At 43.6% G+C, this 25438-nt stretch carries 24 protein-coding genes and 1 riboswitch; of the genes, 17 read left to right on the forward strand and 7 right to left on the reverse strand.

What is annotated here, in order from left to right:
• Window positions 1-33 precede the first annotated feature (33 nt).
• Window positions 34-420 carry an acyl-CoA thioesterase gene (locus tag MVI27_RS06565; RefSeq protein ID WP_246960011.1) on the reverse strand — a complete coding sequence of 129 codons (387 nt, stop codon included), beginning with the start codon at window positions 418-420 and terminating at the stop codon, window positions 34-36.
• An 80-nt stretch (window positions 421-500) separates the two neighbouring features.
• Window positions 501-686, reverse strand: a riboswitch (cobalamin riboswitch).
• An 82-nt stretch (window positions 687-768) separates the two neighbouring features.
• Window positions 769-990, reverse strand: coding sequence for a hypothetical protein (locus tag MVI27_RS06570; RefSeq protein WP_246960012.1), 222 nt, complete (start codon window positions 988-990; stop codon window positions 769-771).
• Between the two features lie 110 nt (window positions 991-1100).
• Between MVI27_RS06570 and MVI27_RS11850 the strand changes: the two genes are divergently transcribed.
• Together MVI27_RS11850 and MVI27_RS06580 are read left to right on the forward strand one after the other, a co-directional pair.
• Window positions 1101-1661: a pentapeptide repeat-containing protein gene (locus MVI27_RS11850; RefSeq protein WP_266213253.1), complete on the forward strand. Its 561-nt coding sequence runs from the start codon at window positions 1101-1103 to the stop codon at window positions 1659-1661.
• A 97-nt stretch (window positions 1662-1758) separates the two neighbouring features.
• Window positions 1759-2265, forward strand: a complete 507-nt coding sequence (locus MVI27_RS06580; protein ID WP_246960014.1) for a DUF4920 domain-containing protein — start codon at window positions 1759-1761, stop codon at window positions 2263-2265.
• Between the two features lie 53 nt (window positions 2266-2318).
• Here MVI27_RS06580 and MVI27_RS06585 read toward each other — a convergent pair whose 3' ends face one another.
• Window positions 2319-3344, reverse strand: coding sequence for a M14 family zinc carboxypeptidase (locus MVI27_RS06585; protein WP_323134592.1), 1026 nt, complete (start codon window positions 3342-3344; stop codon window positions 2319-2321).
• Window positions 3345-3765: 421 nt separating this feature from the next.
• Between MVI27_RS06585 and MVI27_RS06590 the strand changes: the two genes are divergently transcribed.
• The 3 genes from MVI27_RS06590 (at window position 3766) to MVI27_RS06600 (ending at window position 7088) form a co-directional block, all read left to right on the forward strand.
• On the forward strand, window positions 3766-4821 hold the full coding sequence (locus MVI27_RS06590) for a TerC/Alx family metal homeostasis membrane protein (protein ID WP_246960016.1): 1056 nt from the start codon (window positions 3766-3768) through the stop codon (window positions 4819-4821).
• Window positions 4822-5173: 352 nt separating this feature from the next.
• Window positions 5174-5683 carry a helix-turn-helix transcriptional regulator gene (locus MVI27_RS06595; RefSeq protein WP_246960017.1) on the forward strand — a complete coding sequence of 170 codons (510 nt, stop codon included), beginning with the start codon at window positions 5174-5176 and terminating at the stop codon, window positions 5681-5683.
• A 49-nt stretch (window positions 5684-5732) separates the two neighbouring features.
• Window positions 5733-7088, forward strand: coding sequence for an AAA family ATPase (locus MVI27_RS06600; RefSeq protein ID WP_246960018.1), 1356 nt, complete (start codon window positions 5733-5735; stop codon window positions 7086-7088).
• Window positions 7089-7139: 51 nt separating this feature from the next.
• Here MVI27_RS06600 and MVI27_RS06605 read toward each other — a convergent pair whose 3' ends face one another.
• Together MVI27_RS06605 and MVI27_RS06610 are read right to left on the reverse strand one after the other, a co-directional pair.
• A complete protein-coding gene (locus MVI27_RS06605) occupies window positions 7140-7325 on the reverse strand; it encodes a DUF6496 domain-containing protein (protein WP_246960019.1) in 186 nt (61 codons plus the stop codon).
• 30 nt (window positions 7326-7355) lie between these two features.
• Window positions 7356-7823: a hypothetical protein gene (locus tag MVI27_RS06610; RefSeq protein WP_246960020.1), complete on the reverse strand. Its 468-nt coding sequence runs from the start codon at window positions 7821-7823 to the stop codon at window positions 7356-7358.
• 117 nt (window positions 7824-7940) lie between these two features.
• On the opposite strand from MVI27_RS06610, the gene MVI27_RS06615 reads away from it, so the two are divergent.
• From MVI27_RS06615 to MVI27_RS06650, 8 genes are all read left to right on the forward strand, one after another.
• Window positions 7941-10067 carry a S9 family peptidase gene (locus tag MVI27_RS06615; protein ID WP_246960021.1) on the forward strand — a complete coding sequence of 709 codons (2127 nt, stop codon included), beginning with the start codon at window positions 7941-7943 and terminating at the stop codon, window positions 10065-10067.
• A 225-nt stretch (window positions 10068-10292) separates the two neighbouring features.
• Window positions 10293-11972, forward strand: coding sequence for a peptide MFS transporter (locus MVI27_RS06620; protein WP_246960022.1), 1680 nt, complete (start codon window positions 10293-10295; stop codon window positions 11970-11972).
• 188 nt (window positions 11973-12160) lie between these two features.
• Window positions 12161-13759 (forward strand): peptide MFS transporter, encoded by a 1599-nt coding sequence (locus tag MVI27_RS06625; protein WP_246960023.1) that lies wholly within the window; start codon window positions 12161-12163, stop codon window positions 13757-13759.
• Window positions 13760-13875: 116 nt separating this feature from the next.
• Complete coding sequence (locus MVI27_RS06630) at window positions 13876-15387, forward strand: peptide MFS transporter (RefSeq protein ID WP_246960024.1); 1512 nt, start codon at window positions 13876-13878, stop codon at window positions 15385-15387.
• Between the two features lie 39 nt (window positions 15388-15426).
• On the forward strand, window positions 15427-15957 hold the full coding sequence (locus tag MVI27_RS06635) for a thioredoxin family protein (protein ID WP_246960025.1): 531 nt from the start codon (window positions 15427-15429) through the stop codon (window positions 15955-15957).
• Window positions 15958-16039: 82 nt separating this feature from the next.
• Window positions 16040-18130, forward strand: coding sequence for an ATP-dependent DNA helicase RecG (gene recG, locus MVI27_RS06640; protein WP_246960026.1), 2091 nt, complete (start codon window positions 16040-16042; stop codon window positions 18128-18130).
• A gap of 117 nt (window positions 18131-18247) precedes the next feature.
• Window positions 18248-20674, forward strand: a complete 2427-nt coding sequence (locus tag MVI27_RS06645; RefSeq protein WP_246960027.1) for a DUF5686 family protein — start codon at window positions 18248-18250, stop codon at window positions 20672-20674.
• Window positions 20675-20911 carry a hypothetical protein gene (locus tag MVI27_RS06650; protein ID WP_246960028.1) on the forward strand — a complete coding sequence of 79 codons (237 nt, stop codon included), beginning with the start codon at window positions 20675-20677 and terminating at the stop codon, window positions 20909-20911.
• On the opposite strand, the gene folP is transcribed toward MVI27_RS06650, so the two are convergent.
• Window positions 20894-21745: a dihydropteroate synthase gene (folP, locus tag MVI27_RS06655; RefSeq protein ID WP_246960029.1), complete on the reverse strand. Its 852-nt coding sequence runs from the start codon at window positions 21743-21745 to the stop codon at window positions 20894-20896. The genes MVI27_RS06650 and folP overlap by 18 nt on opposite strands.
• Before the next feature lie 110 nt (window positions 21746-21855).
• Between folP and MVI27_RS06660 the strand changes: the two genes are divergently transcribed.
• Genes MVI27_RS06660 through tpiA form a run of 4 tightly spaced genes read left to right on the forward strand, consistent with a single transcriptional unit; the run spans window position 21856 to window position 24657 of the window.
• Window positions 21856-22422: a DUF1599 domain-containing protein gene (locus MVI27_RS06660; protein WP_246960030.1), complete on the forward strand. Its 567-nt coding sequence runs from the start codon at window positions 21856-21858 to the stop codon at window positions 22420-22422.
• A complete protein-coding gene (locus MVI27_RS06665; protein ID WP_246960031.1) occupies window positions 22419-23507 on the forward strand; it encodes a BT_3928 family protein in 1089 nt (362 codons plus the stop codon). The genes MVI27_RS06660 and MVI27_RS06665 overlap by 4 nt, the downstream gene beginning before the upstream one ends.
• Window positions 23508-23519: 12 nt before the next feature.
• The gene (locus MVI27_RS06670) at window positions 23520-23882 is read left to right on the forward strand and encodes a tellurite resistance TerB family protein (RefSeq protein ID WP_246960032.1); all 363 of its coding nucleotides are present in this window, start codon (window positions 23520-23522) and stop codon (window positions 23880-23882) included.
• Between the two features lie 13 nt (window positions 23883-23895).
• Window positions 23896-24657, forward strand: coding sequence for a triose-phosphate isomerase (gene tpiA, locus MVI27_RS06675; protein WP_246960033.1), 762 nt, complete (start codon window positions 23896-23898; stop codon window positions 24655-24657).
• A 75-nt stretch (window positions 24658-24732) separates the two neighbouring features.
• Here the strand turns inward: tpiA and clpP are convergent, their stop codons facing one another.
• Window positions 24733-25416 (reverse strand): ATP-dependent Clp endopeptidase proteolytic subunit ClpP, encoded by a 684-nt coding sequence (clpP, locus tag MVI27_RS06680; protein WP_246960034.1) that lies wholly within the window; start codon window positions 25414-25416, stop codon window positions 24733-24735.
• Window positions 25417-25438: the final 22 nt, after the last annotated feature.

Genomic DNA, 25438 nt, shown 5'->3' on the forward strand with positions numbered 1-25438 from the left:
TGTAAAAGTATATTAATGAGTATTTCAGGAGATTTACGAAAAAATTGCGACCGGTCTTTTCTCGCTGTCAATTGCGACAAAAGTGAATTCGCCACTTACGGCTTTTTCGCGCACGTCGCTGTACATCTGTTCCATGAAAATATCTACCCGCACTTTCAGGCTGGTGCGCCCCAGGTAGGTCACGCGGCCAACCAACTCGATAATAGTTCCTGCGGCAATAGGTTTGGTAAAATCAATCCGATCACTGGAAACGGTTACCATTCGCTGGCGGCTGTAGCGGGTCGCGGTGATAAAAGCCACCTCGTCCATCAGCTGCATGGCCGTTCCGCCGAACAGCGTGTCATAATGATTGGTTGTGTTAGGGAATACGGCTTTGAAAATTCGTGTTTCAGCCTTTAAGATTCGCTCTTCTCTGGTCATAATTATTTGTTTTATGGGTAGGGAAAAGCTGCGGCACAAGTTGAAAGCTGCCGGCTCACCTTTTCCTTTACCCGAGGATTATCTGGTTTCTTCCGGTGGCAGGTCTCCTGGCTTGCATCTGTTCTGGCCGCCTTCCCGCCCGGGGGCAGTGGCACTGGACCAGCAGTATAGTAGCTTACAGTTGCGGGAACAGCCCGGGACTTCAACCCGGTTCCCTTTTCATGCCTCAGCAATCTGCTTCGGCAACCAACGGAAGCGCAAATATAATGTTACTGCATTAAAAAGAAAAACCGCTGAATAACAGCGGCAGATATCAAATCGTTTGGCTACGTACAGCGCAAAAGCGATTTACTGCTGATTGGCTTCCGTGCCCGCAGAATCAACCGTTGCAGGCTGGTCGCTCGCTGAGGCAGTGCTGTCGCTGTAGGCAGAATTCATTTCAGAATTTTGCGTCTGCCCCTGGCTCGTCTCCGGGCCGTAATCATGTTGCGTACTTTCTTCGGTGCTGTTTTTGGAACACGCCACCGTACACAAAGAAATAACGGCGGCGCTTACTAATAACTTTTTCATAGGATTGTTTTTTTAGTGTTAATGAATACTTGTTTTCAGCAAAAGATGTGCAACTTTATGAAAGCAATGGAGTTAAGGTATACAAAACAGAATGCCGTACTTTTGTATTTATGTGCGAAGACCAAACTTTTATCGGAATTAATTTTACTGAACACAACCCGGAGTTCGCTGAATATGAAAACTGCACGTTTAAGAATTGCGTATTCACCTCCTTACCATTATCAGATATAAAATTTATCGATTGTGAATTTATAGAATGTGACCTAAGTCTGGTGATTTGTAACAATACCTCATTTCGCCACGCAAAATTTACCGGTTGCAAAATGCTCGGAATTTTCTTTGACAACTGCAGTTCTTTCGGACTTTCCTTTTCTTTTTGCGGATGCAATTTAAATCACAGTTCTTTCCACGGCCTTTCACTTAAAAAACAGAGATTCGATAGTTGTGAATTACAGGAAACAGATTTCACTGATACGAATCTGACGCAGGGTATATTTATAAACTGCAACCTCGCGGGTGCCCTATTTCAGCACACAAATCTGGAGTACGCCGATGTGCGCACGGCAGAACATGTTGATATCAATATAAAAGAAAACAAAGTTCACGGCTTAAAAATTCAACAGCAACAAAGTGTGGCGCTTCTTCGACATTTCAAAATAAAGGTAGAATAAAAATTACCTTTACTGCCTCATTTACAAAAAATGCAGCTGCGCGCAACATTCTGATTGGATTCCATTTAAAATATCTACATTTGCCAAAATATTGATAATGAAAAAAATAATTTTACTGTGCGCAATGGTAATTACCTGCACAATTTCCGCACAACAGTCGCAGGCAAAAAAAATGGGTCCTCCTGCCGGCGATGCGAATGTTGGTGACACCTACGGCCAAACCGTGAAAGCGGGAGCCGAAAAAAAAGCAATGACGGCTGCGCAACTGGCCAAGAAATTAAAGAAAGAAGACAAGATTGCAAACGTGGCTGTCACAGGAAAAGTTACAGAAGTTTGTGACAAAAAAGGCTGCTGGATGACGGTCGCGACCGATAACGATGAGAAATTTTTTGTAAAAATGAAGGATTATGCCTTCTTTGTTCCGACCGCATTGGTCGGGAAAACAGTTGTACTGGAAGGCGACGCGGCCGTGAAGGTAACATCGGTTGAAGAATTGCAACATTATGCGGAAGATGCCAAAAAATCGGAAGCAGAAATTGTGGCCATCACCGAACCGAAGAAAGAAATAAGATTTATGGCATCGGGCATTCGCGTGATTCCTTAAGCTGATATGAAACTAATAAAAGAACTGCCTTTCGATTGAAAGGCAGTTTAACTTTAAATCAGTTCGAAATTTACAGGCTCATCCACTTTTGGATATGTAGTTGCTGAAATATACTGCTTCCCAGAGCAGTCGATTTCCTGCCAGCCCTTTTTTCTATTCAGTGTCCCGACTTCGCGAACCACCGGCACAAAGTTCAGACCTGTCTTTTCCTCATTTACCTCTTCACGAAACTGCACAGCAATGTCAACCGTGCATTCATGTTCCGTGGCTAACTTGACGTTCCGGTAAATAATATCATAATGCGTTTCCTTATTTAAAGGAATATCCTGATATAATTCCCACCCCTCTGCCGAACCTTTTAATTCGGCTATGGCGACTAAGCCTTCATACAAAGCGAGCGTGTAATATTTCCGCGTCTGCGTGCGGTTATAATCATCCGGAAAATGGCCGCCCTCAAATAAAATGTTTGGCAGGCGTTGACGCATCAGGTTGTCGCCTGTAGCACCCGAATAAAATTCATCCGTATATCTGCCGATTTTGTTCGGTAAGTTCTCACTCAATGCATGATACATTTTCGCGATCACAGCCATGGACATTTTTCTTTCCCTGGTAAGGCTGCGTTCCATATCCCCGGACGGCGACAGCAAGGATAAGGTTGCCGGATGAATTCCGTCTGTGGTAAAAATGGTGCGCTGGTCATGTAAATTTAAACCATAATCAAAGTCAGTCTCCGATAAAAATTTGCGAAGCAGTTTCATCTCGGCAGTGGAGGAGGACAAGAAATCACGGTTGATATCAACGCCATCACCGTTCGCGCGTGTCCAGGTCTCCGCACCATCCGGATTAAGCATAAATAAAATATGCAGTTCAATTTTTTCCTTGAGAGCTTCTTCCAGTTCTGGCTGTTGCGTCAGACTGCTTAATAAGTCCACCATCGCCAGTGTGCCTGTACTTTCATTTCCATGCATCTGCGTCCAGGTAGCCACCTTCATATCACCGTTTCCCCATACCAAAGAAAAAATTGGTTTCCCGGCGGTGGAATAACCATACACCTTCACATCTGGAAATTCTTGCCGCAAATATGAATGGAAAATTTCCGGATTTAAAAATCTGCGCGCTCCAATTTTCGATTTCAAATATGTAAACTGCTGCATAAAATGTTACTGTAATACAAAAATAATCAATTTAAAAGACATGAAGTTATATTTACATTTGTATATTTATAAAACATGTGCGGTTGCCAGTTTGTCAGTTAGTAAAAATGTGGATTACATTTACGAATATTTATAATTGTATTTTACTGTAAAACAGTATTTTACATAAATCATTTAAATTAAATATTAAGATTGGCTTTAAGTCGTGTGTTATTGTATTTGAGCGATTTAGGAGTTAATAGTGCAAACAGTATTTCAGCAGGTTTAAGTTTTTTTATTAGCTGGGTTTACAAATGTTATTCGAGTAATTTGTGGATATTGTTATCTTTGTTTTTTACCACTATATATGACGAATGAAGTTTTATTCCTTGGGAGTTTTCTGATATTTATATTGATTATCCTTGCTTTAGATCTTGGGTTGCTTAATAAAAAGTCCGAAGCCGTTTCACTGCGACATGCAGGGCTGATGAGCTTTTTTGTTATCCTGCTTTCGATAGGTTTTTACTTCGTTTTGAGAAACTACGGTCACCTACTCCACGGCATTGAAAGTATAGCTGAACTGCAAAAGGTGATCACTAAGCACCACCACCCTGTCCGGATTATTCCCGACGACCTTGCGGGAAGCATCGCTTTATACAACGAGAATCTGGGTTTGGAATATCTCACTGGCTATGTAGTGGAATATGCACTTTCGGTGGATAATATTTTTGTAATGGTTCTTATATTCGGAGCATTTGGGGTGGCGCCTCAGAATTATCACCGCGTGCTTTTCTGGGGAATTTTAGGCGCCATAATTATGCGCTTTATATTCATCTTCGTCGGTGCAGCACTTATCCAGGAATTTGACTGGATTATGTATCTGTTCGGCGCTTTTCTGGTCTTTACCGGAATCAAAATGTTTTTTGATAAAGATCAGGACGAAGCGATTGATACCCAGAATCACCCGGTAGTTAGGTTTGCCAACAAGCATTTTAAGGTGCACCACAGTTTTTCGGGAAGCAAATTCTTTGTAACAGTTGACGGTATAAAGAAGATGACGCCGCTGTTCCTTGTCTTAGTTATCATTGAATTTACTGATCTGATTTTTGCGGTGGACAGTATCCCGGCTATTTTCTCGGTCACGAAAGATCCTTATGTGGTCTTCTTTTCCAATATTTTCGCCATAATCGGCTTACGCTCCATGTTCTTCCTGCTCTCCGGCATCATTGATAAGTTCCGTTTCCTGAAGATAGGGCTGGCGATATTACTGACTTTTATCGGACTCAAAATGCTGCTGCATGAATATCTGGATCGCTGGGGATTTTCGACCACAGACTCCTTAATTATCATTATTTCGATATTGGGCGGCAGTATTCTACTTTCGCTTTTAATACCTGAAAAGGAACCGGGAGAATTGTCATAAACAGACCTAAAAAAAGAAATTTTAATTACTACTAACACGGTCACTTACCGTGTTTTTTTGTGCATTATAAAGTGTAAGTAGATAAAAGTTTACGCACAGCAAATAAGGTAGAACCTCAGATATCATAATTAAATGTGCGACAAAAAAAGGGCAACATTAAAGAACTAATCTCCATAATTACGATTGTGGGAAGCTTTAGCCTGGAAATAATCATTACTTACAGTTATCCACAACTTGCTTATATCTAAATGATATTCAGAGTCTTATACGTATTTACACTTGTAATATTTATTTCACATCTGTAATTAACAAATGTAATTCACATTTCAAAATTATTATTTACATTTGTTAAATGGATTTGAAGGACCGAATTGCTGAAGTTATTTCTTGGACAAACTACTCTGCTTCTGAATTTGCAGATGAAGTGGATGTTCCCCGTTCGAGTATTTCCCACATTACATCCGGACGAAATAAACCCTCGCTGGATTTTTTAATTAAATTAAAAAGTCGCTTTCCGGAACTGCAATGGTCTTGGTTGATTGAGGGTAAAGGCGAAATGACGGCCTCTGCCGAACCGCAAATTGAACAACCTGCCAAAGAGAAGGTGGAACGTCCCCCGCTACCCGATCTCTTTTCAATGATTAATGATGAATCGTTCGGGAGTGAAAGTCCAGCTGAAAAACCGGTGCAGGAAGTGCCGCGAGAATCGATTATTTCGCAACCGACTGCACCTTCCCCTGCGCTGGACGATTCTCAGGCATTAGCGACAAAGGAAGAAACCCGTGAAAAAGCAGGTACGCCCGGGATCCGGCGCATCGTTATATTTTATGATAATGGCCGTTTTGAAAGCTACGAACCGTAAAGGGCACAATTTTTCCTGTCTTCTTCCTTGAATTTTTAAATGAAGATTTATGAAGCTTGCTGAACTGGCCAGAGAGTTGAAAATTCCAACCGATAGTTTTATCCGTTTTATTCAGGACTTTGACCTGGAACTTTCTGACTGTATTACCACCGGTTTCGAGGTGAAAAAAGACTTTGAGAAGTTTGCGCGCGAGAACATTTCTTTCCTGCAAAAATATGCGGCAGATCTGGATAAGAAAAAATCTGTGGAAGACATTGCGGAGACAATCCATCAGCCGGCCGCCGAAGTTGCCGAGGCCATTCGTAAACAGAAACCGCAGATATTCAATAACGGACGTTACCAGTCTTCCGTTTCTAGCTTTGGGATTGATAATAAACTCGGTGGTAATTATCAGTTTGTCTATAAATACTTTGGCGACACCACGCGTCTGGATAAACGAGAATTCATCGGGTATCGGGATTTATTCTTTTTTATTTCCGAGGCGCTTGAGCCTTTTCTGAATGATGTTTCTGTTGAGAACTGGGGAATCCACCGTCCGTCTGGCATTATACTATATGGTCCGCCGGGCAGTGGAAAAATATTCTGGGCCGGCAAGATTGCTGAAATTGTAGGCTTTGATTTTAAGGAAATCCGGAAACATTATCTGGGGACTTCACTCGCCGAAGAAAACAAACCTGATTTTAATAATTTTCTGGTTAAAATGATGGAGCAGGAAAACGTCTTGCTGTTCTTCGAAAATTTCGATGTGGCAATGGCTGACCGGAGTGATGAGGAAACGGGCGAAAACTGCGATCAGGAAACCAAAGATATTGTGCTGCATTACATCAGCCATTTCGAAGAAGAAAATGTACTGATGGTGGGTGCTGCCAATTCACTGCGCCGGATTGATGACGACTTGCTGGCCCCCGGCAGGTTTGATGTGCAAATCCCTATTTTCCCGCCGAATAAGAAAGAGCGCGCTGAAATGATCCTTTATAATATGACAGAAGAATTGAGCGAAGATTCTTTGCTTCTTAAAATACTGAAGCATAACAAGGCGCATCTGGTGCCCTTCTGGAAGGAAACTGCAGCCGAAATGAGGGTTTATTCCAATACCATGGTGGTTGATTTTACGCAAAGCCTGAAAAAGCGGATCCGGAATCAGTACATGAAAGAAAACAGTACGGAGATTTCCATCAGCAAAGAAATGCTGTCTGCCTCGCTCCGGGATGCCGCCACCAAACTTACACCGAAATACCTGAATCAGGTGGAAACTTTCCTGAAAGAGGCCGCTTATCATCAGTACAAGCGCTTTTCTGCCAGAATAGATCAGTTAACCGAGGAATTGCAAACATACCGCATTGTGGAAGAACCGAAAAAGGCAATCGGATTTACGCACAACCTCAGCCGCGAATCTCCTGAATAAATAGTACAAAAGAGCCGTTTCGCAAAAGTGAAACGGCTCCCTTATTTTTATTTATTTCTTGCTTTGCTTCGGAACTTTTAATCCTTCTTTTTTTGCCTCTGAAATTCCAATGGCTACAGCTTGTTTACGATTGGTAACTTTATCACCGCTGCCGGATTTCAGTTTTCCTTCTTTATACTCTTCCATGGTTTCATGGATTTTATCCTGTGCTTTTTTCGAATATTTTCTGTCTGACATAACTTGATATTTTGTGGTTGTAGTGTTCAATTATTTATCGACTGCTACTCCGATTTTATACACTTTGGCGTGCATACGGTACTTAATTCTTTCTACAGACTGCACCGAGTCAAACTGGCCGTTTTTAAGGATAATGAGCGGATCCTCTGTATTTTCAATACGCTGATCCGTGATGTATTTTTCTTCAGGACTTTCTTCTTTAATATCAGATTCCATTTCCTGAAGCTGGTCCGAAAACTCAACAAAGCGCGGATCATCCGAATGGATGAACTGATAGTCCGGTCCGGCATCAATAAATAAGCTTTTTCGCTGCGCGATTAAGCCTGCTTCATTTGTAATCCGGGGATTATCATTTCCATCAGTAAAAGCTACCTCAACCAGAGTGCCCGATTTATTGGCAGCGTATTGTGAAGCTTCCCCATAATTGCCGAAGCCGGTTTTAATAACTTGGTCATCCAGTTCGTAACTCACCAGTTTATCTTCATTAAAAGTTTCCATACCTGTTTTGTTTATTATTTGCACTAAACACATCAAACTTGCTGCCAACATAACGCATGAAGACAGTGTTCGTGTGGATTGAATTTTATTATCTTTGGAATCTTATCTTATATTTCTATGAAAAAAATTCTGTTTTCCATTTCCTTTTTCGCCGCAGCTGCCTTGTTTGCGCAGGAAATTACGCTGGATAAAATATATTCCGGCTATTATCGGAGCAAAGGCATTTCCGGTATTTCTTCATTAAATAACGGCGAACACTATGTCGTTATCGAGCCGGGTGGCATTTCCAAATATTCTTACAAAACCTCCCGTAAAGAAGGGGATATCGTGCAGGGAAATTTTCAATCCTATATCTTTAATGAAGACGAATCCAAAATTTTATTACTTAAGCAAAGCAAGGGGGTGTACCGCCATTCTTTCCTCGGTAAATTTGAGGTGCGCGATCTGAAAACAGGGAAAACCCTTGAACTTAATAATGGTAATTTTGTGCAGGAGCCCACTTTTTCGCCCGATGGCTCCAAGGTAGCTTTTGTGGCAGATAATAATCTTTTTTATCAGGATCTCGGGTCGGGGAAAATTATTCAGATCACCACCGATGGTGAAAAGAATAAAATCTTGAATGGTCTGGCAGACTGGGTGTATGAAGAAGAATTTGGACACGCACGCCTGTACGAATGGAACAAAAATTCCGATGCGATCGTTTTCGTTCGCTCTAATGAAACACAAGTTCCGGAAATGCTGATTCCTATCTATGGTAAACAACTCTACCCTTCCGAAATGCGTTTTAAATATCCGAAAGCCGGCGAAAAAAACTCCGAAGTGTCGGCACATATTTATAGGTTAGACACGGCACAACTGATGCCTGTCAATCTGAGTGGCTTTAAAAATTACTACATCCCGGATGTGTACCGCACCGCGAAGAACGACGAAATGGTGCTTATTACTTCCGAAAGAGTTCAGAATGCCTCCGATGTTTTAAAATTAAATACAAAAACCGGCCAGCTTACAAAACTGTTTACCGAGACAGATCCGAAATGGGTAGATACCGATAATGTCACCCTGGAATTCCTGCCGGATAATTCTTTCATTTGGGCTTCTGAGCGCGATGGCCATCGCCATTTGTACTGGTACGACCCTTCAGGTAAACTTAAAAAACAAATCACCAAAGGCGACTGGGAGGTAACCAAATATTACGGTTACAATCCCAAATCAAAAGAGGTGCTGGTACAGACCACGCAGGCGGGCTCCATCAACAAAGTAATTTCCAAAGTTAATATCAACAACGGCCGCGCAACCATTATCAGTAATAAAACGGGAACCAACAGCGCGAATTTCAGCAAGAACTATCAGTATTTTATTGAAACCTCTTCCTCAGCAACCCAACCGTACACTTATGTGCTGAAAAATGGAAACGGCCAGGCTGTTAAAGAACTGCAGAACAATACCGAGCAGTTGCAGAAATTGCAGGCAGATAACTGGGTACCGAAAGAATATTTCACCGTTCCGAACGAAGCTGGTGACCAGATGAATGCCTGGATCATGAAACCGAAAAATTTTGATCCGAATAAAAAGTATCCTCTATTTATGTTCCAGTACTCCGGGCCGGGTTCACAGCAGGTGAGCAACTCCTGGGACCAGGGAAATGGCTTGTGGTTTAACCACTTGGTACAGCAAGGCTACATCGTGGCGTGTGTTGACGGGCGTGGAACCGGTTACAAAGGAACTGATTACAAAAAAGTAACGTACATGAACCTTGGCAAGTACGAAATCGAAGATCAGATTGCCGCTGCCAAATGGTTCGGTAATCAAAGTTATATCGACAAGAGCCGCATCGGTATTTTCGGTTGGAGTTTTGGCGGTTACATGGCAAGCCTTGCCTTAACAAAAGGTGCAGATGTTTTTAAAACCGGAATCGCGGTGGCACCGGTCACCAACTGGAGATATTATGACTCAGTTTATACCGAACGTTTCATGCGCACACCACAGGAAAATCCTTCCGGCTACGATGACAATTCGCCGACCACATACGCCAACCTGCTGAAAGGAAATCTGTTGCTGATCCACGGTACTGCCGATGACAATGTACACTTCCAGAATGCAGTTGAGTTCGCTGAAGCGCTGATTCAAAATAAAAAACAATTCGATTTCATGGCGTATCCTGATAAGGACCACGGAATCTACGGTGGAAACACCCGTCCGCAGTTATACCAGAAAATGACGGATTACCTGCTTGAAAAATTGTAACTATTTATAAATGAACTGCTTCAGAAATGAAGCAGTTTTTATTTGAAGTGGCTTCGGAAAACTTTCAGTTAAAAAAAGCCGACAAAATTAATCCGCTCTACTTTTTAAATTTTCACCATCACTACCTATTTGCGCATAAAACTCCATCCATCATCCATTTATCGAAGTTTAAATTTGATTTTTCAATTCGATTAAATATTCTATTTTTGAGAAATTTAAAAAATCATGAAAAAAACTTCCAGTAAGCATCCGAAGGGATTGCCCTATCTGTTTTTTACAGAGATGTGGGAACGCTTCGGGTATTATCTGATTCTGGGGATCTTTGTCCTGTACATGATCGACAGTGAAAAGGGCGGACTTGCCTTCAACGACAAAACAGCTGATGATATCTTCGGAACCTTCATCGCACTTACTTATCTGACCCCGTTTCTCGGCGGCTTCCTGGCTGATAAAGTGCTGGGATACATTAAAGCAATTTATATTGGCGGCGCGCTGATGGGTCTGGGCTATTTCGGAATCGGACTTTTTAAAGAACTTCCTTTGTTTTATGCTTCACTGGGGCTTGTGATTTTAGGTAACGGCTTCTTTAAACCCAGTATTTCTACCCTGCTTGGGAATCTTTATAACGAAGAACCGTACACCGCAAACAAAGATGCCGGTTATAATATTTTCTATATGGGAATTAATATCGGTGCCTTCATCTGTAATATTATTGCGGCTTTCATGCGTAATAAATATGGTTGGGGACCTGCATTTATGACTGCTGGTGCCGGTATGTTTGTGGGACTGATTGTCTTCACGATTGGGCGACGCCATATTCTTCAGGCCAATATCCTCAAGGAATCTCAGGAAGGAGATACCAAAATTTCTGATGTTCTGCTGAAAGTCTTCCTGCCGGCGATCGTAGCGGGTGTTATCGGCTGGATGATTCCGGGCAACATTTTCGGCAGCGATTCCACAGATGCCTTTATTTTCGCGTGTCTGCCGGTGGTTTATTTCTATATCATGCTTTATGTAAAAGCCAATGCAGAAGACAAAAAACCGATCGGTGCGTTGCTGGCGATCTTTGCGGTGAGTCTGATGTTCTGGGCCGTCTTTAAACAGAACGGAACGGCACTTACGCGCTGGGCAAATAACTACACGGACAGAAGTATTCCTGCACCGCTGGTGGAACCGCTGCGCAGCATAAATTTAATTGATGGTAAAGACGGCGTACAAGGCAAAACATACGAACCCAAAGAGGTTTCGGTATATGATGACCAGTACCGCACGGTGAAAGATGAAAATGGTGAACCTAAAAAAGAAATGGCGCCTGATATTTATTTCCGCAACATTTCTGATGCTGAGCGAAGCAAACTGGAAGCAGATCCTTCCCACGAAGTAGCGCTCTATAACACGGAACTTTTTCAGTCGATTAACCCTGCCTGGGTAATTATCTTAACGCCAATTGTGGTGAGTGTCTTCATGTTCCTGCGGCGGCGCGGCAAAGAACCAACCACGCCTTCCAAGATTGTACTTGGTCTTTTCATTTCCGCTTTATCCTGTCTGGTGATGGTCGGGGCCGTGTATGCCGGCGATAACGGGTTGATTAAAGTTTCCGCGATCTGGCTGATTGCTTCTTATGGCGTTATTACACTTGGCGAACTCTGCCTCTCACCGATGGGACTTTCGCTCGTGTCTAAACTTTCGCCACCACGGATTACCGCGCTGATGATGGGTGGATTTTTCCTGTCAACCTCTATCGGGAACAAACTCTCCGGCGTACTCGCCAGCTTCTGGTACGAGTACGACAATAAGGCAAATTTCTTCATCGTGAACTTTGGCCTGCTGATGATCGCCACTTTGCTCGGCCTGGCTATCCTGAAACGGCTGAACCGGATTATGAAGGAAAGAGGAATCCGCTAGGTTTCCTTTCTATTAATACAAATAAAACGCAGCTTTCGGTTGCGTTTTATTTTTTTTAATTGAAACTCTTTCGCTTTGCTGCTTTAGAAAAACAACTATATTTGCTACGCTAATAATTGCCTTGGCACTGCGAGGAGTTGCAGCATGCGCAACGATGGCTTAATTGTAAAGTAAAAAATCGATAAAATATGGAAGGAAATCAAGATGAAATTTTATTAAAACATCTCGCGAAAGAAGGCATTGATAATAAATTGGTGATAGGACACCCGGCCTCTCTTTTCGTTTTGTTCTTTACTGAAATGTGGGAAAGGTTCAGCTACTATGGTATGCGTGCTTTACTGACGCTGTTTTTAGTATCGAAATTAGTAGAAGGCGGCTGGGAATGGAGCAATGAAGATGCGCTGCAACTGTACGGCTGGTACACCGGGTTAGTTTACCTTACACCGCTGTTTGGCGGAATCATCGCCGATAAACTGACTGGGTATCGAAAGGCAATTCTCATAGGCGCTCTGGTCATGACACTCGGGCATGCCGCTATGGCTATGGAAGGCTTCTCCAACACCTTCTTCTATGTAGGGTTGGTGTTAATGATCTTAGGTAACGGTATGTTCAAACCTAATATTTCATCGATGGTTGGCCAACTTTATCCTGACAGCAGTGCAAAAAAAGATGCGGGTTATACCATATTCTACATGGGTATTAACGCAGGTGCATTCATGGGAATGATGTTGTGCGGATACATTGGTGAGAAAATAGGCTGGCATTATGGCTTTGGACTAGCCGGAATCTTCATGTTTTTTGGTTTACTGCAGTTTTATTTTGCGCAAAGAATCTTCGGGATTGTTGGGAGCAGCCCTGCTAAAAATAAGGAGGTTGCAGGCATTTTCGCAGAAGAAAATAAAGAGTCCGCCGAAGAGGAAACCGACAGCAATCCTGCAATTGTTCGTGACCGACTGATCGTTATTGCGGTCTTTATGTTTGCGAGCTTGTTTTTCTTTTTTGCTTTCGAACAGGCTGGTGGTTCCATGTCCATCTTCGCCAAAGATTACACACAGCGAGCGCTGGAAGGTAACACTGCTCTCATATTTAAGTGGGTCGATACGTTCCTGACGATCTTCCCGATCGCAATTGTGACATATGTACTCTATCTGCTATCTAAGCAGATTATGAAAAAATATCCGCTGACCATTATTTTTACCGCGATTTCTTTTTTAATCATTTGGGGATTGGGAATCTGGAAAATCAACAGAGAGTTTAGCCAGGAGGATACGGAAGTCGCGGCTTCATGGTTCCAGATTCTGAATTCATTCTTCATCATCACGATGGCGACATCCTTCAGTAAGTTGTGGGAGAAGAGATGGAATCCCTCCGGGCCGGTTAAACTGGCACTGGGGCTGATCCTGGTAGGTTTCGGTTTCGTGTTTCTGGCGTACGGAAGTATGAGTATTCCATTAGGCGCTCGCAATGCGTCTGTCAGCATGATCTGGTTGATCCTTGCTTATTTCTTCCACACTGCTGGAGAACTTTGCCTCTCACCGGTAGGGTTGTCTTACGTAAGCAAATTGTCACCAAAGAAATTTATCGGCTTACTATTCGGTTTTTGGTTTACAGCTTCGGCCATTGCAAACTTTATCGCTGGTTTGAGCGGTTCCATGATCGACAGAATTTCGGAAACGTACGGAATGTCAACCTTCTTCCTCGTAATCGGCGCTATTCCAGTTTTCGCTGCGCTGATGCTGCTCTTATTTAACAAGAAACTGGTAAGAATGATGCACGGAATTCACTGACCAAAAAGTATTTTACATTTACACTCATATAAACCACCGATAACTCGGTGGTTTTTTCTATTTTCGTAGGTCTGTTTTCGTCAAAAGCGATGCACAGGCGTTTAAAATAATACCTTATGAGTCTATCCATCGAACAGATACAAAATTTTAAAGGCAAATATCCGAAGCAAATCTGGTCCCTTTTCTTTTCCGAAATGTGGGAAAGATTTTGTTTCTACGGAATGCGCGGGATGCTGGTTTTCTTTATGATTTCCCAACTGGATCTTCATGAGGAAGAAGCTAACCTGCAATATGGCGCCACCCAGGCATTCGTGTATGCGTTCACGTTTATCGGTGGTTTATTTGCCGATAAAATCCTGGGGTTCCGAAAATCTCTGTTTTGGGGAGGCTCGCTGATGATTGTCGGAAGTATGATTCTGGCCGCGGATCCGCATAAGTTTTTCTTTCTGGGAATTGCCTTTACGGTGGTGGGAACAGGATTTTTCAAACCCAACATTTCCTCCATGGTAGGGCAATTATATAAGCCCAATGATTCGCGGGCTGATGCCGGTTTCTCACTTTTTTACGCCGGGATCAACCTGGGCGCCTTGCTCGGAGGGTATTTGTGTATCGCCATCGGAAAAGGGGAACTGATGGGGCATTTAATTCCCGAAGGATTGCACTGGAACGTAGCGTTCGGCTGCGCAGCCATCGTGATGATTATCAGCTTAATTAATTTTGCTTTTACCCAGAAGAGCTTAGGGCCTATTGGTTTACAGCCCGGCCATCCGGAATCGCTTATTGCGCATGCACCCATTGCCAAATGGAAAGAGTTCGGTGTGTACATTCTGTCTTTAATCTTTGTGCCGATTATCATGATCATGGTGGCACAAACGGAATACACCGATATTTTTATGTACACCATCGGGCCACTCACGCTGATTTATTTGTTTTATGAAATGAGCAAAGTAACGCCTTCCGAAAGGAAAAAGCTGTGGGCCGCGCTGGTTTTCATTTTATTTTCTATTCTTTTCTGGGGGATTTATGAACAGAGTGGCGGCTCTCTGAGTATTTTCGCCGCGAAGAATCTGAATAACGATTTGCTGGGCCTCGATGCGAACGGTGTAAACAATTCCGGCGGTGCGTTCTTTATTATTTTCCTGGCGCCACTCGCTGGCCTTGTATGGATCTGGCTGAGCAAAAGAAAGCTGGAACCCAATACCGTCATTAAATTCGGGCTTGGCTTTATCTTTCTTGGCTTGGGGTATTACACCTTGTTTGCCACAAAATTTTTTGCCAATGCAGAGGGCGTAACTTCGCTGCGGTTCTTCACTATCGCACTGTTAATCATAACGTTCGGTGAGCTCTGCCTCTCTCCTATTGGTTTATCAATTATGACGAAGCTTTCAACTCAAAACCTGCAGGGAATGATGATGGGTTTATGGTTTCTGGCCTCCGCGTACGGGCAGTACGTAGCAGGACTTATCGGTGCCAACATGGCCACAGCCAAACACGGTACGAGCAATCTGGAAGCCCTGATTACGTATGCAGAAAGTTATAAGCAACTCGCTATTTATGCAGTGATCGCAGGGGTGATATTAATAATTATCTCTCCTTTTGTGAAGAAGCTGATGCAGGACGTCCGCTAATGATTTAACCCTTGCATAGTTCAGTTATCTGATATAAATATGAAAAAACTGATTATTTTATTTGGCATCCTTTCCGGGCTTTTGTCTTATGCGCAGGTGAACTGGCAGTCGTGGGACGAAGCAGCGGCGCTGCAGAATGAACAGTCTAAAAAGATTTTGGTTTTTTTCTACACTCAGGGCTGCAAATCCTGTGCGGTTATGGAACGGGAAGCGCTGAACCATCCGGTGATTTCTTCTCTAATTAATAAAAAATATTATGCCGTGAAAATAGATGCGGAGCAAAAACAGCCTATCACTGCTTTCGGCCGAACATTTAATAATACCGGCCTTCAAAACGGGCAGCGGCAATCTCTGCATGATTTCACGAAATACATGAACATATCAGCCACGCCTGCTTTGGTTTTTATGGATGAAAAAATGGAACCTGTTACCAATCTGCAGGGCGAATTCACTGCCGGAGAGATTGAGCCGTACCTGCAGTTTATCGGTACCAATGAATACAAAAAAGTAACCTCCCGCGAACAGTGGGAAACCTACCGCAAAAAGTTTAAAACGAAACTGCGCGATTAACTCCTATTTTAAGACTTTCAGAGATTGGAAGTCTTTTTAATTTTAACGAAATTTGCTGACATCAGTTTTATAACACATTGTATTGACACTCGACACTCCAATAGAATTTCTGAAAGGCATCGGAACGGAACGTGCTAAGTTTATCCGCAGTGTTTTGGGGTTTCAGACCGTTGAGGATTTTCTTACCTTCTACCCGCTTCGCTACGCGGACCGCAGCACGGTTCATAAAATCGGTGCCTTGCAAAGTGGTTCCGACAATGAAATTCAGCTCAAAGGAAAAATTACGGACGTGCAGGAAATTACCTACGGCAAAGGACAGAAAAGACTGACCGCCAAGTTTCGGGACGACACCGGCACCATTGAGTTGGTTTGGTTTCGTTATTCCAAATGGCTTCAGGAGCAACTACCGCTCAATCAGGAGATTTTTGTTTTTGGAAAAGTCAATGAATTTAACGGTAATTTTTCCCTGCCACATCCGGAAATCGAAAAGGACGAGAAAAAAGCCGTAAGTAGTAGCCTGCTACCCATTTACCCGGGCAGTGAAAAGCTGGCAAAACGTGGATTAAATAATAAGTTTTTCCAGAACATCATACGCGATATTCTGCAACAATTACCGCAGATGATTTCCGAAAACCTGCCGGCAGAACTCATGAAGAAACTAGGAATCATCGGACGTCTTCCGGCGATGTTCCATATTCACTTTCCCAATGATATGCAGCACCTGGAACACGCCGAAAAAAGACTGCGGTTCGAGGAAGCTTTTTTCTTTCAGCTGGGATATGTGCTTAAAAAACAGCACCATAAAACAAACGTCATCGGCAATCCTTTTCCAAAAGTCGGTAAACCCTTTGAAGATTTTTATCAGCACAGGCTTCCGTTCGAATTGACGGGCGCGCAAAAACGAGTGCTGCGGGAAATTCGCGCCGACATGAAAAAGCCGGTGCAGATGAACCGCTTACTTCAGGGTGATGTGGGTTCCGGCAAAACCATGGTCGCGCTGCTGAGCATGCTTATTGCGCTGGGCAACGGTTTTCAGAGTTGTCTGATGGCACCAACGGAGATTCTGGCACAACAGCATTTCCAGTCGCTGCAGGACCTGCTGGACGGCACCGGCGTAACCATCAGGCTGCTGACCGGCAGTACCAAAACGGCAGATCGCCGCGTTATCGATGACGAGCTCCAAAGCGGTGAACTGTCAATCTTAGTAGGAACGCATGCCGTGCTGGAAGACCGGGTGAAATTTAAAAACTTAGGGCTGGCCATTATTGATGAGCAGCATCGCTTCGGTGTGGCGCAGCGAGCGAGGCTCTGGGCAAAAAATAAAATCCCACCTCACATTCTGGTGATGACGGCGACTCCCATTCCGCGGACGCTGGCCATGAGTTTTTACAGCGACCTGGACGTTTCGGTGATTGATGAACTGCCCGTCGGCCGAAAATCTATTATCACTGCGCACCGCAAAGAGCGCGACCGGCTGACCATTTTCCGTTTCGTACAGGACGAAATTGCGAAAGGTCGCCAGGCTTACTTTGTGTATCCGCTCATCGAGGAATCGGAAACGCTTGATTACAAAAATTTACAGGAGAATTATGTTCACATCTGCGAGTTTTTTTCGAACTGCAACGTGGCGATGGTTCACGGCCAGATGAAGCCTGCCGAAAAGGAAGCCGCCATGAATTATTTTGCCTCCGGCAAAGCACATATTATGGTGGCTACCACGGTGATTGAAGTGGGTGTGAATGTTCCCAATGCCTCGGTAATGGTGATCGAAAGCGCCGAGCGCTTCGGGCTTTCACAACTGCATCAGCTGCGCGGACGTGTGGGACGCGGTGCGGAGCAGAGCTACTGTATCCTGGTCACTGCAGATAAGATGAGCAAGGAAAGCCGCACCCGGATGAAAACGATGGTGGAAACACAGGATGGCTTTGTCATTTCCGAGGTGGATATGCAACTTCGCGGTCCCGGTGATATCCTCGGCACGCAGCAAAGCGGCATTATCGATTTTAAAAAACTGGATCTGGTGGCCGACGGAAAAATAATTAAAGCGGCAAAAAAAATCGCCGAAGATTTGGTTCAGGACGACCCTCATCTGCAAAAACCTGAGAACCAGAATTTGCGTGCTTACTACGTGAGCCAATACCGCGGTAAAAATAAATGGAGCCGCATTTCCTAAAGCCTTCATTCTGGCGTGATATTTTAATGTGCACCATTTTAAAAAAATATATTTAAAAACGGGTGCATATCCTGTGCGAAACATTATCTTTAAATTTAAGTCACGCCTCCTCCCTATATGAAACACTTTTCTTTCTTTCTTTTACTTTTTACAGTAAATGTCCTGACGGCCCAGTATAAAATAATTGTTACGTCGGAACCTGAAAATAAACCGCTGGCCGGCGCTCAGATCTTATGTGGTAAAAAACTACTGTCTGTCACCAATGCGACTGGCGAGGCCTATTTGCGAACAAAATGCCGCGAAGTTGAAATCATTAAAAAAGGTTTTTATGATGACAAAAGCCTGGTTGATAAACTGATGGAAGTGCGTATGGTTCCAAAGGATTCCAAATTACAGTCCATTGAAGGGGTAGTAATTGCTGATGTAAGCGATCAGCTGGCGCTGGAAATTTTAAAGAAAGTAAATGAAAACTTTGAAGACAATTCACCTAAGAGTTTACAGTCTTACGAATTTAAATCCTACGAAAAGATCGATTTCGATTTAGATGAAGACAGCATTAAAGCATACAATCAATACATCAGCCGACGCCTGGATTCGCTAAAGCTTTTGCCACCCGCAGCAGATCTGAGCGATAAAAAGAAAAAGGATTCGCTTGAAAGCGTGCGGGTTATGAAACTGATGGGCCAAAGCAAACTCTTCCTCTGGGAACGCGCGACGGAATATTTGTATTCCCAGAAATACGGCGAGAAAATTAATGTGCTCGACAACCGGATCAGCGGCCTGCAAGAGCCGATCTATGAAATGCTGGCGCTGCGATCCAACCGCAATAAAATCCCGCGCGAAATCCTGGCGGAAAACCGCGCGCTGTACCGATACTTCGTAACCGATACCTTGGAGATCGAGGGACGCAGTAATTTTGTTATCCGTTTTCGGCCGGTTGATAAAAAGTCTGCACCCAAGCGCCGGAAATTTACCGGCTATCTTTATATAGATACCAAAACCTACGCAGTAAAGAAAATCGAACATCACAGCAAAGTGAAGAGTGAAGGCTCACTCACAAGCATCTGGACACCCATAGACGGCAAGTGGTTTTTACATAAAGAAAACTTCAAAGTTAAAATGGGTTCCACTGCCTTTCCAAAACCCGGCGCTGATTCTGCCAAAGTGAAAAAAGACCGTTTCGGCATGTATGTAAGCCTGCAGGCTGATTATTTTAATTTTAAAACAAACATTCCCCAAAGCAAAAAAGATTTCTCCGGTTATACCATGTCCGTAGAAAATGCTGACGGCACGCTACTGAATCAATATCGAACAGATTCCCTTTCCGCTCGCGAACAAAACACCTATGTGCAGATTGACAGTGTCGGCCAGAAATACAAACTCGATCAGAAAGCCGGAATCATCTCTAAACTGCTGAAAGGAAAAGTACGTTTCGGCAAAGTTGATTTTGATGTGCTGCAGTTAGTGAAATACAATAAATATGAAGGGCTTCGGCTCGGCGCCGGCGTTAAAACCAATGAAAAGTTCAGCAGATATATTTCGCCGGATGCCTATGTAGGTTATGGTTTTCACGACCACCGCTGGAAAGGCGGTGCGGGTATAGATGTGCGAACCACGCTCCGAAGGAATGCTTTTTTCCGCGCAGAATATTACAATGATGTGGATGCGGCCGGCCGCTTCAATGAAGATCTGTGGAATGTGAAAATGCGCATTATGAACTCTGGCGTTGATTTGAATAACAGGATGTTTTACCGCTTTTCCGGCTTTAAATTTTCTTACGAAGATGACCTGACGAGTACCTTCACGGCCAAAGCAGCGATGTCAGCCAACAAGGAGTACGCCGAATTTCCCTATAACTTCCGGGAGCGCGGTAATGATTTTCACAACACTGCTTTTCAGCTGACTTTAAAGTACGCGCCGTTTTCAAAAAACATGATGACGCCGGCGGGCAAACTTACCTACGAACAGAACTATCCGGAGTTTTATTTTAATTATGAACAGGCTTTTTCTGCTTTAAAGGGAAATTTTTCCTACAGCAAATTTGATGTACTGGCGCAGCATCAGTTTAAAACAAAAGCAGGGCAAACGGGCGCAAGACTGTACGCCGGCATTGTTTCGGGTGACGCACCGATCTGGCATCAGTTCGCAATGAACGGCTTGAGTAACGGCAAAGGAAATATCAGTTTCAACCTGACTTCATTCCTTGGTTTCGCGACCATGGAAGGAGGGAAATATTTCAATGACCGTTTTGCCGGCTATTACCTGACGCACCGTCTGCCTGTATATTTCCGTACCTTTGGCCGCAAGACTTCTAGCTTTGATCTGCTGTATAAAGGAATCATCGGCGACATGTCGCATCCGGAATACCATGATCTCAACTTTGAAAAACTGAATAAATTATATCAGGAAGCGGGTCTGGAAGTTAACAGTATTTTTGGAATACCGTTTAATCTGGGCTTTTTCTACCGTGTGGGACCATACGCCACAGCTAACTTCAGTTCAAATTTTGCGGTCCAGCTTAAGCTTAATATTTTAGGATTTTAAATGAAACCAATTCAGATTCAGGCACGTTCGTTTTTTGAAATGCTTAAAGAGAGAGATACTTCCATGTGGGAAATTTTCGCGCAACTGATTGACGGACAGCGGCGAGAACTTCTATTCTTAGACGATGAAGACAAAATACTCTTTGCTTACGAACTGCCGGGAACGCTCGAAGAACTCAACCGCGACCGCGAAGTTTTCGCGAAAGAATATGCCGAGAAACTATCTGCTTTGAACTAGGAAATCCTGAATGGTGGTCCGCGCCTGGGCCACGTCGTGTACCCGCAAAATTTTTGCACCGTTTTTCAGCAACGTGCGGTGCAGCTTTTGTGTTTCGGTATTGATTTCGGTGGTTTTTTTCCCTAAGGGTTTATAAATAAAAGATTTCCTGGAAATACCGGCAAGCACAGGATATCTTCCAAAACTCAGATAATTCAGTTCATTAATCAGCTGATGCTGCTGCTCCACCGTTTTCCCAAATCCGAATCCGGGATCCAGTATAATGTCTTTCACACCGGCGTTCCGCAATTTTTGTATGCGCTCCGAGAAATAGAAGTTTAGGTCCAGCAGCAGATCATCGAAGGTTTTAACCTCATGCATTTTTTCATAATTCGCGTTGTTGTGCATCAGGATATACGGCAGCCCGGTGCGTCCTGCTGCAGGTATCATCTCCTTATCGTAAAAGCCACCCGAAATGTCATTAATGATATCAATTCCCTGATCAAACCCGAATAAGACCGTGTCCGAATAAAACGTATCGAGCGAAATCAGTGTTTCCGGAAATTCTTTTTTAATTAAACTGATCAGGGTGCCGAGTCTTGCGATTTCATCTGCGGCTGTGAGTTTCTCCGCACCCGGCCGGGTGGATTGTGCACCGATATCCAGGATGTCAGCACCCTCCGTAACCATCTTTTCTGCCTGGCGTAACGCCTCTTTTTCTGAATTAAATTGCCCGCCGTCTGAAAACGAATCGGGTGTGACATTCAGGATGCCTAAAATTTTCGGTTCTTTCAAATCCAAAAGCTTACCGCGGCAATTAATTAAAAAGTTGGGAGCCGACCTTACATTTTCCATTTCACAAAAATAGAAATAATATAAAACGATGTGCTGCAAAAATCAATTCCGTGCGGTGCCGCTCGGAAAGGCAAGTCAAAATTGTTATCTTTGAAACGATTTACTGATCTATGGACAAAACTTTACAGCAATATGACGAGGCACTGGAAATGTGCCGTTCTCTTTTTGTAAAAAAACTGCACGATTACGGCGCTTCCTTTCGTGTTTTGCGCGCGCCGTCGCTCACCGACCAGCTTTATATTAAAGTAAAAAGCTTGCGAACCTTCCAAACCACCGGCGTTTCCAAAGTTGGTGAAAGCGAACAGGAAAATTTTATAGCCATCGTTAATTATGCGGTTATTGGTCTTATTCAATTAGAGAAAGGGGCGGCAGACGAAGTTCATGAAGATGCAGAGGAAGTAATCGGATTATATGATCAGTTTGCCGCAGAAGCCAGAAATCTGATGATTCGGAAAAACCATGATTATGGTGAAGCCTGGCGTGAGATGCGGATCTCCTCCATCACCGATTTAATTTATCAGAAAATTCTGCGTACCAAACAGATTGAGGATAATGCCGGTGCCACACTGGTGTCCGAAGGGATTGATGCCAACTACCTCGACATGCTGAACTATGCTTTGTTTTGTCTTATTAAGATGAACGAAGATTCCGCAAACTTTAAAAATCAAACGTCATGATACGCACAGTTCTCCGCATCATTGTTGGAATTATCTTCGTTGTTTCCGGCTTTGTTAAGGCAGTGGATCTGAAAGGTTTTGGTTTTAAACTGGAAGAATACTTTTCGCCGGCAGTGTTCAATCTGCCCTTCCTGGAGCCGTATGTTTTATTCTTTGCGGTGGCGGTCGTTTTTGCAGAGCTGCTCCTGGGTTTACTGCTGATTTTTAGATTGCAGCTGAAAGCTACTTTGACTTTATTGATCGCACTGTGCATCTTTTTTGGCTTTCTGACTTTTTATTCGGCATACTATAACGTGGTCACAGATTGCGGCTGTTTTGGGGATGCTGTATCTTTTACGCCCTGGCAGAGTTTTTTCAAAGACATGATCTTGCTCGCTGCCCTGCTTCTTTTATCATTTTTATACAGACGAAAATCTGAAACGCTGCCGCGCCGAAAAACGCCGGCAGTTATGGCGGTACTTGCTTTGATGCTTATCTTCAGCAGTATTATGGTTTGGGGAATTAAAAAGGAACCTCTTATTGACTTTCGGGATTATAAAGTAGGTACTAATCTGCTCAAAGAACAGCAGAAAATTGCGGCAGATCCGGCGGAGTATAAAACGTTTTACGCTGTCAAAAATAAACAATCCGGCGAAACACGAAACATCGGCCAGGATGAATATATTAACGATAAAAGCTACTGGCAGGAAGGTTCACCGTGGGAAATTCAGGAAAATGAAACGATTACTAAGGTTGTAAAGAAAGGCTATCAGTCCGAGATTGCCAAGTTTGCACCGGAAGATGCAAATGGCCAGAACATGACTTTAAAAATTCTGAATGCACCGAGAGCAGTTTTAATTTTGTCTTATAACCCGAAAGAGGCCGACTCAGACGTTCTGCGGGCTGCGGAAGCAAAAGCTGCCTCGGAAACCGGCACTGCCGCTTACGGAATCTCCACCAGAACTAATCTATTCACAAAAATCCCCAATACCGTAATGGACGGCACGGCGCTGAAAACCATTGCCCGGAGCAATCCGGCGGTGCTCATTCTGGAAAACGGCACGATAGTGGCTAAGCTGCCGGCGCTGGATTATATTAACCTTTAAAAAAAATTAAACATGAATACTGAACAGAAAAAATCGAATAAATCAATTGCCGGATACCATTTACTGATGTTACTTTCTGCCGTCGATGGCGAGGTTGCGCCTGAAGAAGGATTGATGATCCGCGAATATCTGGCAGAAGAATTTCCATTTAAAATGGACCTGGATGACGAACTGGATGTCATCGCCTCTTTACAACCTGAAGAATGGGCGCCGCATTTTGAGTTTCACGCCAAATGTTTCCTGGATGATTCAACCGAAGAAGAACGGCTGTCTTTCCAGCAGTTTGCCAAGTCCCTGATCAAAGCAGATGAGACAGTATCTGATGATGAACATTCCTATTACACCACACTGAAAAAAATCTGGAACCTGAAATAATAAATTAATCAACATGAGAAGAAAAATCGTTGCCGGTAACTGGAAAATGAATAAAGATGTAATTGAAGCGCAGCAGTTGATGCTTCAGTTACTGCATTACCGCAAGGAAAATCCGGGACATTGCGAAATCTGGATTGCACCGCCGGCATTATATCTTTTAATGGCGAAGGACGTATTCTCGCTCCGCGAAGTGGGAATTTTTGCGCAGGAAGTCAGCGCATATGAGGAAGGCGCCTACACCGGTGAGATTTCTGCCGGCATGCTGGAATCTATCGGCGCCAATGGTGCTTTGGTCGGCCATTCAGAAAGACGCCTCTACCACGGCGAAACGGATGAAAAGTGTGCACTGAAAGTGAAGATTTGCTTAAGAAAAGGCCTCACGCCCATTTACTGCAATGGTGAAACACTCGAACAACGCCGCGCCGGAAATCATCTGGATGTCGTAAAACAGCAGACGGAAACGGCTCTTTTTGGTTTAACGGCCGAAGAAATTAAAAATGTTGTTATCGCGTATGAACCTGTTTGGGCGATTGGAACCGGGGAAACGGCAACGCCGGAGCAGGCACAGGAAATTCATAAGGCCATCCGCGATCTGATTGCCGATAAATACGGAAAAGACGTTGCAGAAGAAATCTCCATCCTCTATGGTGGTTCGGTGAAACCGGGCAACGCAAAGGAAATTTTCTCTCAGCCTGATATTGATGGCGGACTCATCGGTGGCGCAGCCCTTAATATTTCGGACTTCTCAAAAATTATTGAAGGAATCGAAGGATAAAATTTGAACGATATACATCTAAAAGCCGGCGCAAAATAGTTTACGCCGGCTTCTTTTATATGAAAGAAAAGTTTATTATTTCTCTGTTTTTCTTTCCAGAACTTCATCCACCATACCGTATTCTTTCGCTTCACCAGACGTCATCCAGTAGTCACGGTCCGAAGATTTTTCTACCCAGTCATAAGTCTGGCCGGAATGATGTGCGATAATATCGTACAATTCCTTTTTCAGTTTCAGCATTTCGCGCAGGTTAATTTCCATGTCAGACGCTACTCCCTGGGCACCACCGCTGGGCTGATGAATCATCACACGCGAATGCTTCAACGCTGAACGTTTCCCCTTCTCTCCTGCTACCAGCAGCACTGCGCCCATGGAAGCTGCCATGCCGGTACAGATTGTCGCTACATCCGGTTTAATAATTTGCATCGTATCATAAATACCCAAACCTGCATACACAGATCCGCCGGGTGAATTAATATAAATCTGAATATCCTTGGACGCATCAGAACTTTCCAGGAACAGCAATTGCGCGGTCACGATGTTGGCTACCTGATCATCAATTCCGGTTCCCAAAAAAATAATGCGGTCCATCATAAGTCGCGAGAAAACGTCCATTTGCGCAACGTTCATTCGGCGTTCTTCCATAATATAGGGTGTCAGGTTGGTCGGCCCAAGCATTCCCATATACTGATCTGTCGCCAGGCCACTGTTACCCATGTGTTTTACAGAGAAATCTCTGAATTCTTTTTTTATATCCATCTTGAATTTTTTTCTGCAATTC

Origin of the sequence: Chryseobacterium salipaludis, assembly GCF_022968825.1 — a bacterium.
Lineage (GTDB): Bacteria > Bacteroidota > Bacteroidia > Flavobacteriales > Weeksellaceae > Kaistella > Kaistella salipaludis.

Coding starts and splice junctions, on each gene's coding strand:
- MVI27_RS06625 (WP_246960023.1), top strand. CDS start 12,161: ATGGAAGGAAATCAAGATGAAATTTTATTAAAACATCTCGCGAAAGAA.
- MVI27_RS06670 (WP_246960032.1), top strand. CDS start 23,520: ATGAATACTGAACAGAAAAAATCGAATAAATCAATTGCCGGATACCAT.
- MVI27_RS11850 (WP_266213253.1), top strand. CDS start 1,101: ATGTGCGAAGACCAAACTTTTATCGGAATTAATTTTACTGAACACAAC.
- MVI27_RS06630 (WP_246960024.1), top strand. CDS start 13,876: ATGAGTCTATCCATCGAACAGATACAAAATTTTAAAGGCAAATATCCG.
- MVI27_RS06615 (WP_246960021.1), top strand. CDS start 7,941: ATGAAAAAAATTCTGTTTTCCATTTCCTTTTTCGCCGCAGCTGCCTTG.
- MVI27_RS06635 (WP_246960025.1), top strand. CDS start 15,427: ATGAAAAAACTGATTATTTTATTTGGCATCCTTTCCGGGCTTTTGTCT.
- MVI27_RS06660 (WP_246960030.1), top strand. CDS start 21,856: ATGGACAAAACTTTACAGCAATATGACGAGGCACTGGAAATGTGCCGT.
- MVI27_RS06595 (WP_246960017.1), top strand. CDS start 5,174: ATGGATTTGAAGGACCGAATTGCTGAAGTTATTTCTTGGACAAACTAC.
- MVI27_RS06570 (WP_246960012.1), bottom strand. CDS start 990: ATGAAAAAGTTATTAGTAAGCGCCGCCGTTATTTCTTTGTGTACGGTG.
- MVI27_RS06590 (WP_246960016.1), top strand. CDS start 3,766: ATGACGAATGAAGTTTTATTCCTTGGGAGTTTTCTGATATTTATATTG.
- MVI27_RS06620 (WP_246960022.1), top strand. CDS start 10,293: ATGAAAAAAACTTCCAGTAAGCATCCGAAGGGATTGCCCTATCTGTTT.
- tpiA (WP_246960033.1), top strand. CDS start 23,896: ATGAGAAGAAAAATCGTTGCCGGTAACTGGAAAATGAATAAAGATGTA.
- folP (WP_246960029.1), bottom strand. CDS start 21,745: ATGGAAAATGTAAGGTCGGCTCCCAACTTTTTAATTAATTGCCGCGGT.
- clpP (WP_246960034.1), bottom strand. CDS start 25,416: ATGGATATAAAAAAAGAATTCAGAGATTTCTCTGTAAAACACATGGGT.
- MVI27_RS06645 (WP_246960027.1), top strand. CDS start 18,248: ATGAAACACTTTTCTTTCTTTCTTTTACTTTTTACAGTAAATGTCCTG.
- MVI27_RS06610 (WP_246960020.1), bottom strand. CDS start 7,823: ATGGAAACTTTTAATGAAGATAAACTGGTGAGTTACGAACTGGATGAC.
- MVI27_RS06580 (WP_246960014.1), top strand. CDS start 1,759: ATGAAAAAAATAATTTTACTGTGCGCAATGGTAATTACCTGCACAATT.
- MVI27_RS06650 (WP_246960028.1), top strand. CDS start 20,675: ATGAAACCAATTCAGATTCAGGCACGTTCGTTTTTTGAAATGCTTAAA.
- MVI27_RS06565 (WP_246960011.1), bottom strand. CDS start 420: ATGACCAGAGAAGAGCGAATCTTAAAGGCTGAAACACGAATTTTCAAA.
- MVI27_RS06605 (WP_246960019.1), bottom strand. CDS start 7,325: ATGTCAGACAGAAAATATTCGAAAAAAGCACAGGATAAAATCCATGAA.
- MVI27_RS06665 (WP_246960031.1), top strand. CDS start 22,419: ATGATACGCACAGTTCTCCGCATCATTGTTGGAATTATCTTCGTTGTT.
- MVI27_RS06600 (WP_246960018.1), top strand. CDS start 5,733: ATGAAGCTTGCTGAACTGGCCAGAGAGTTGAAAATTCCAACCGATAGT.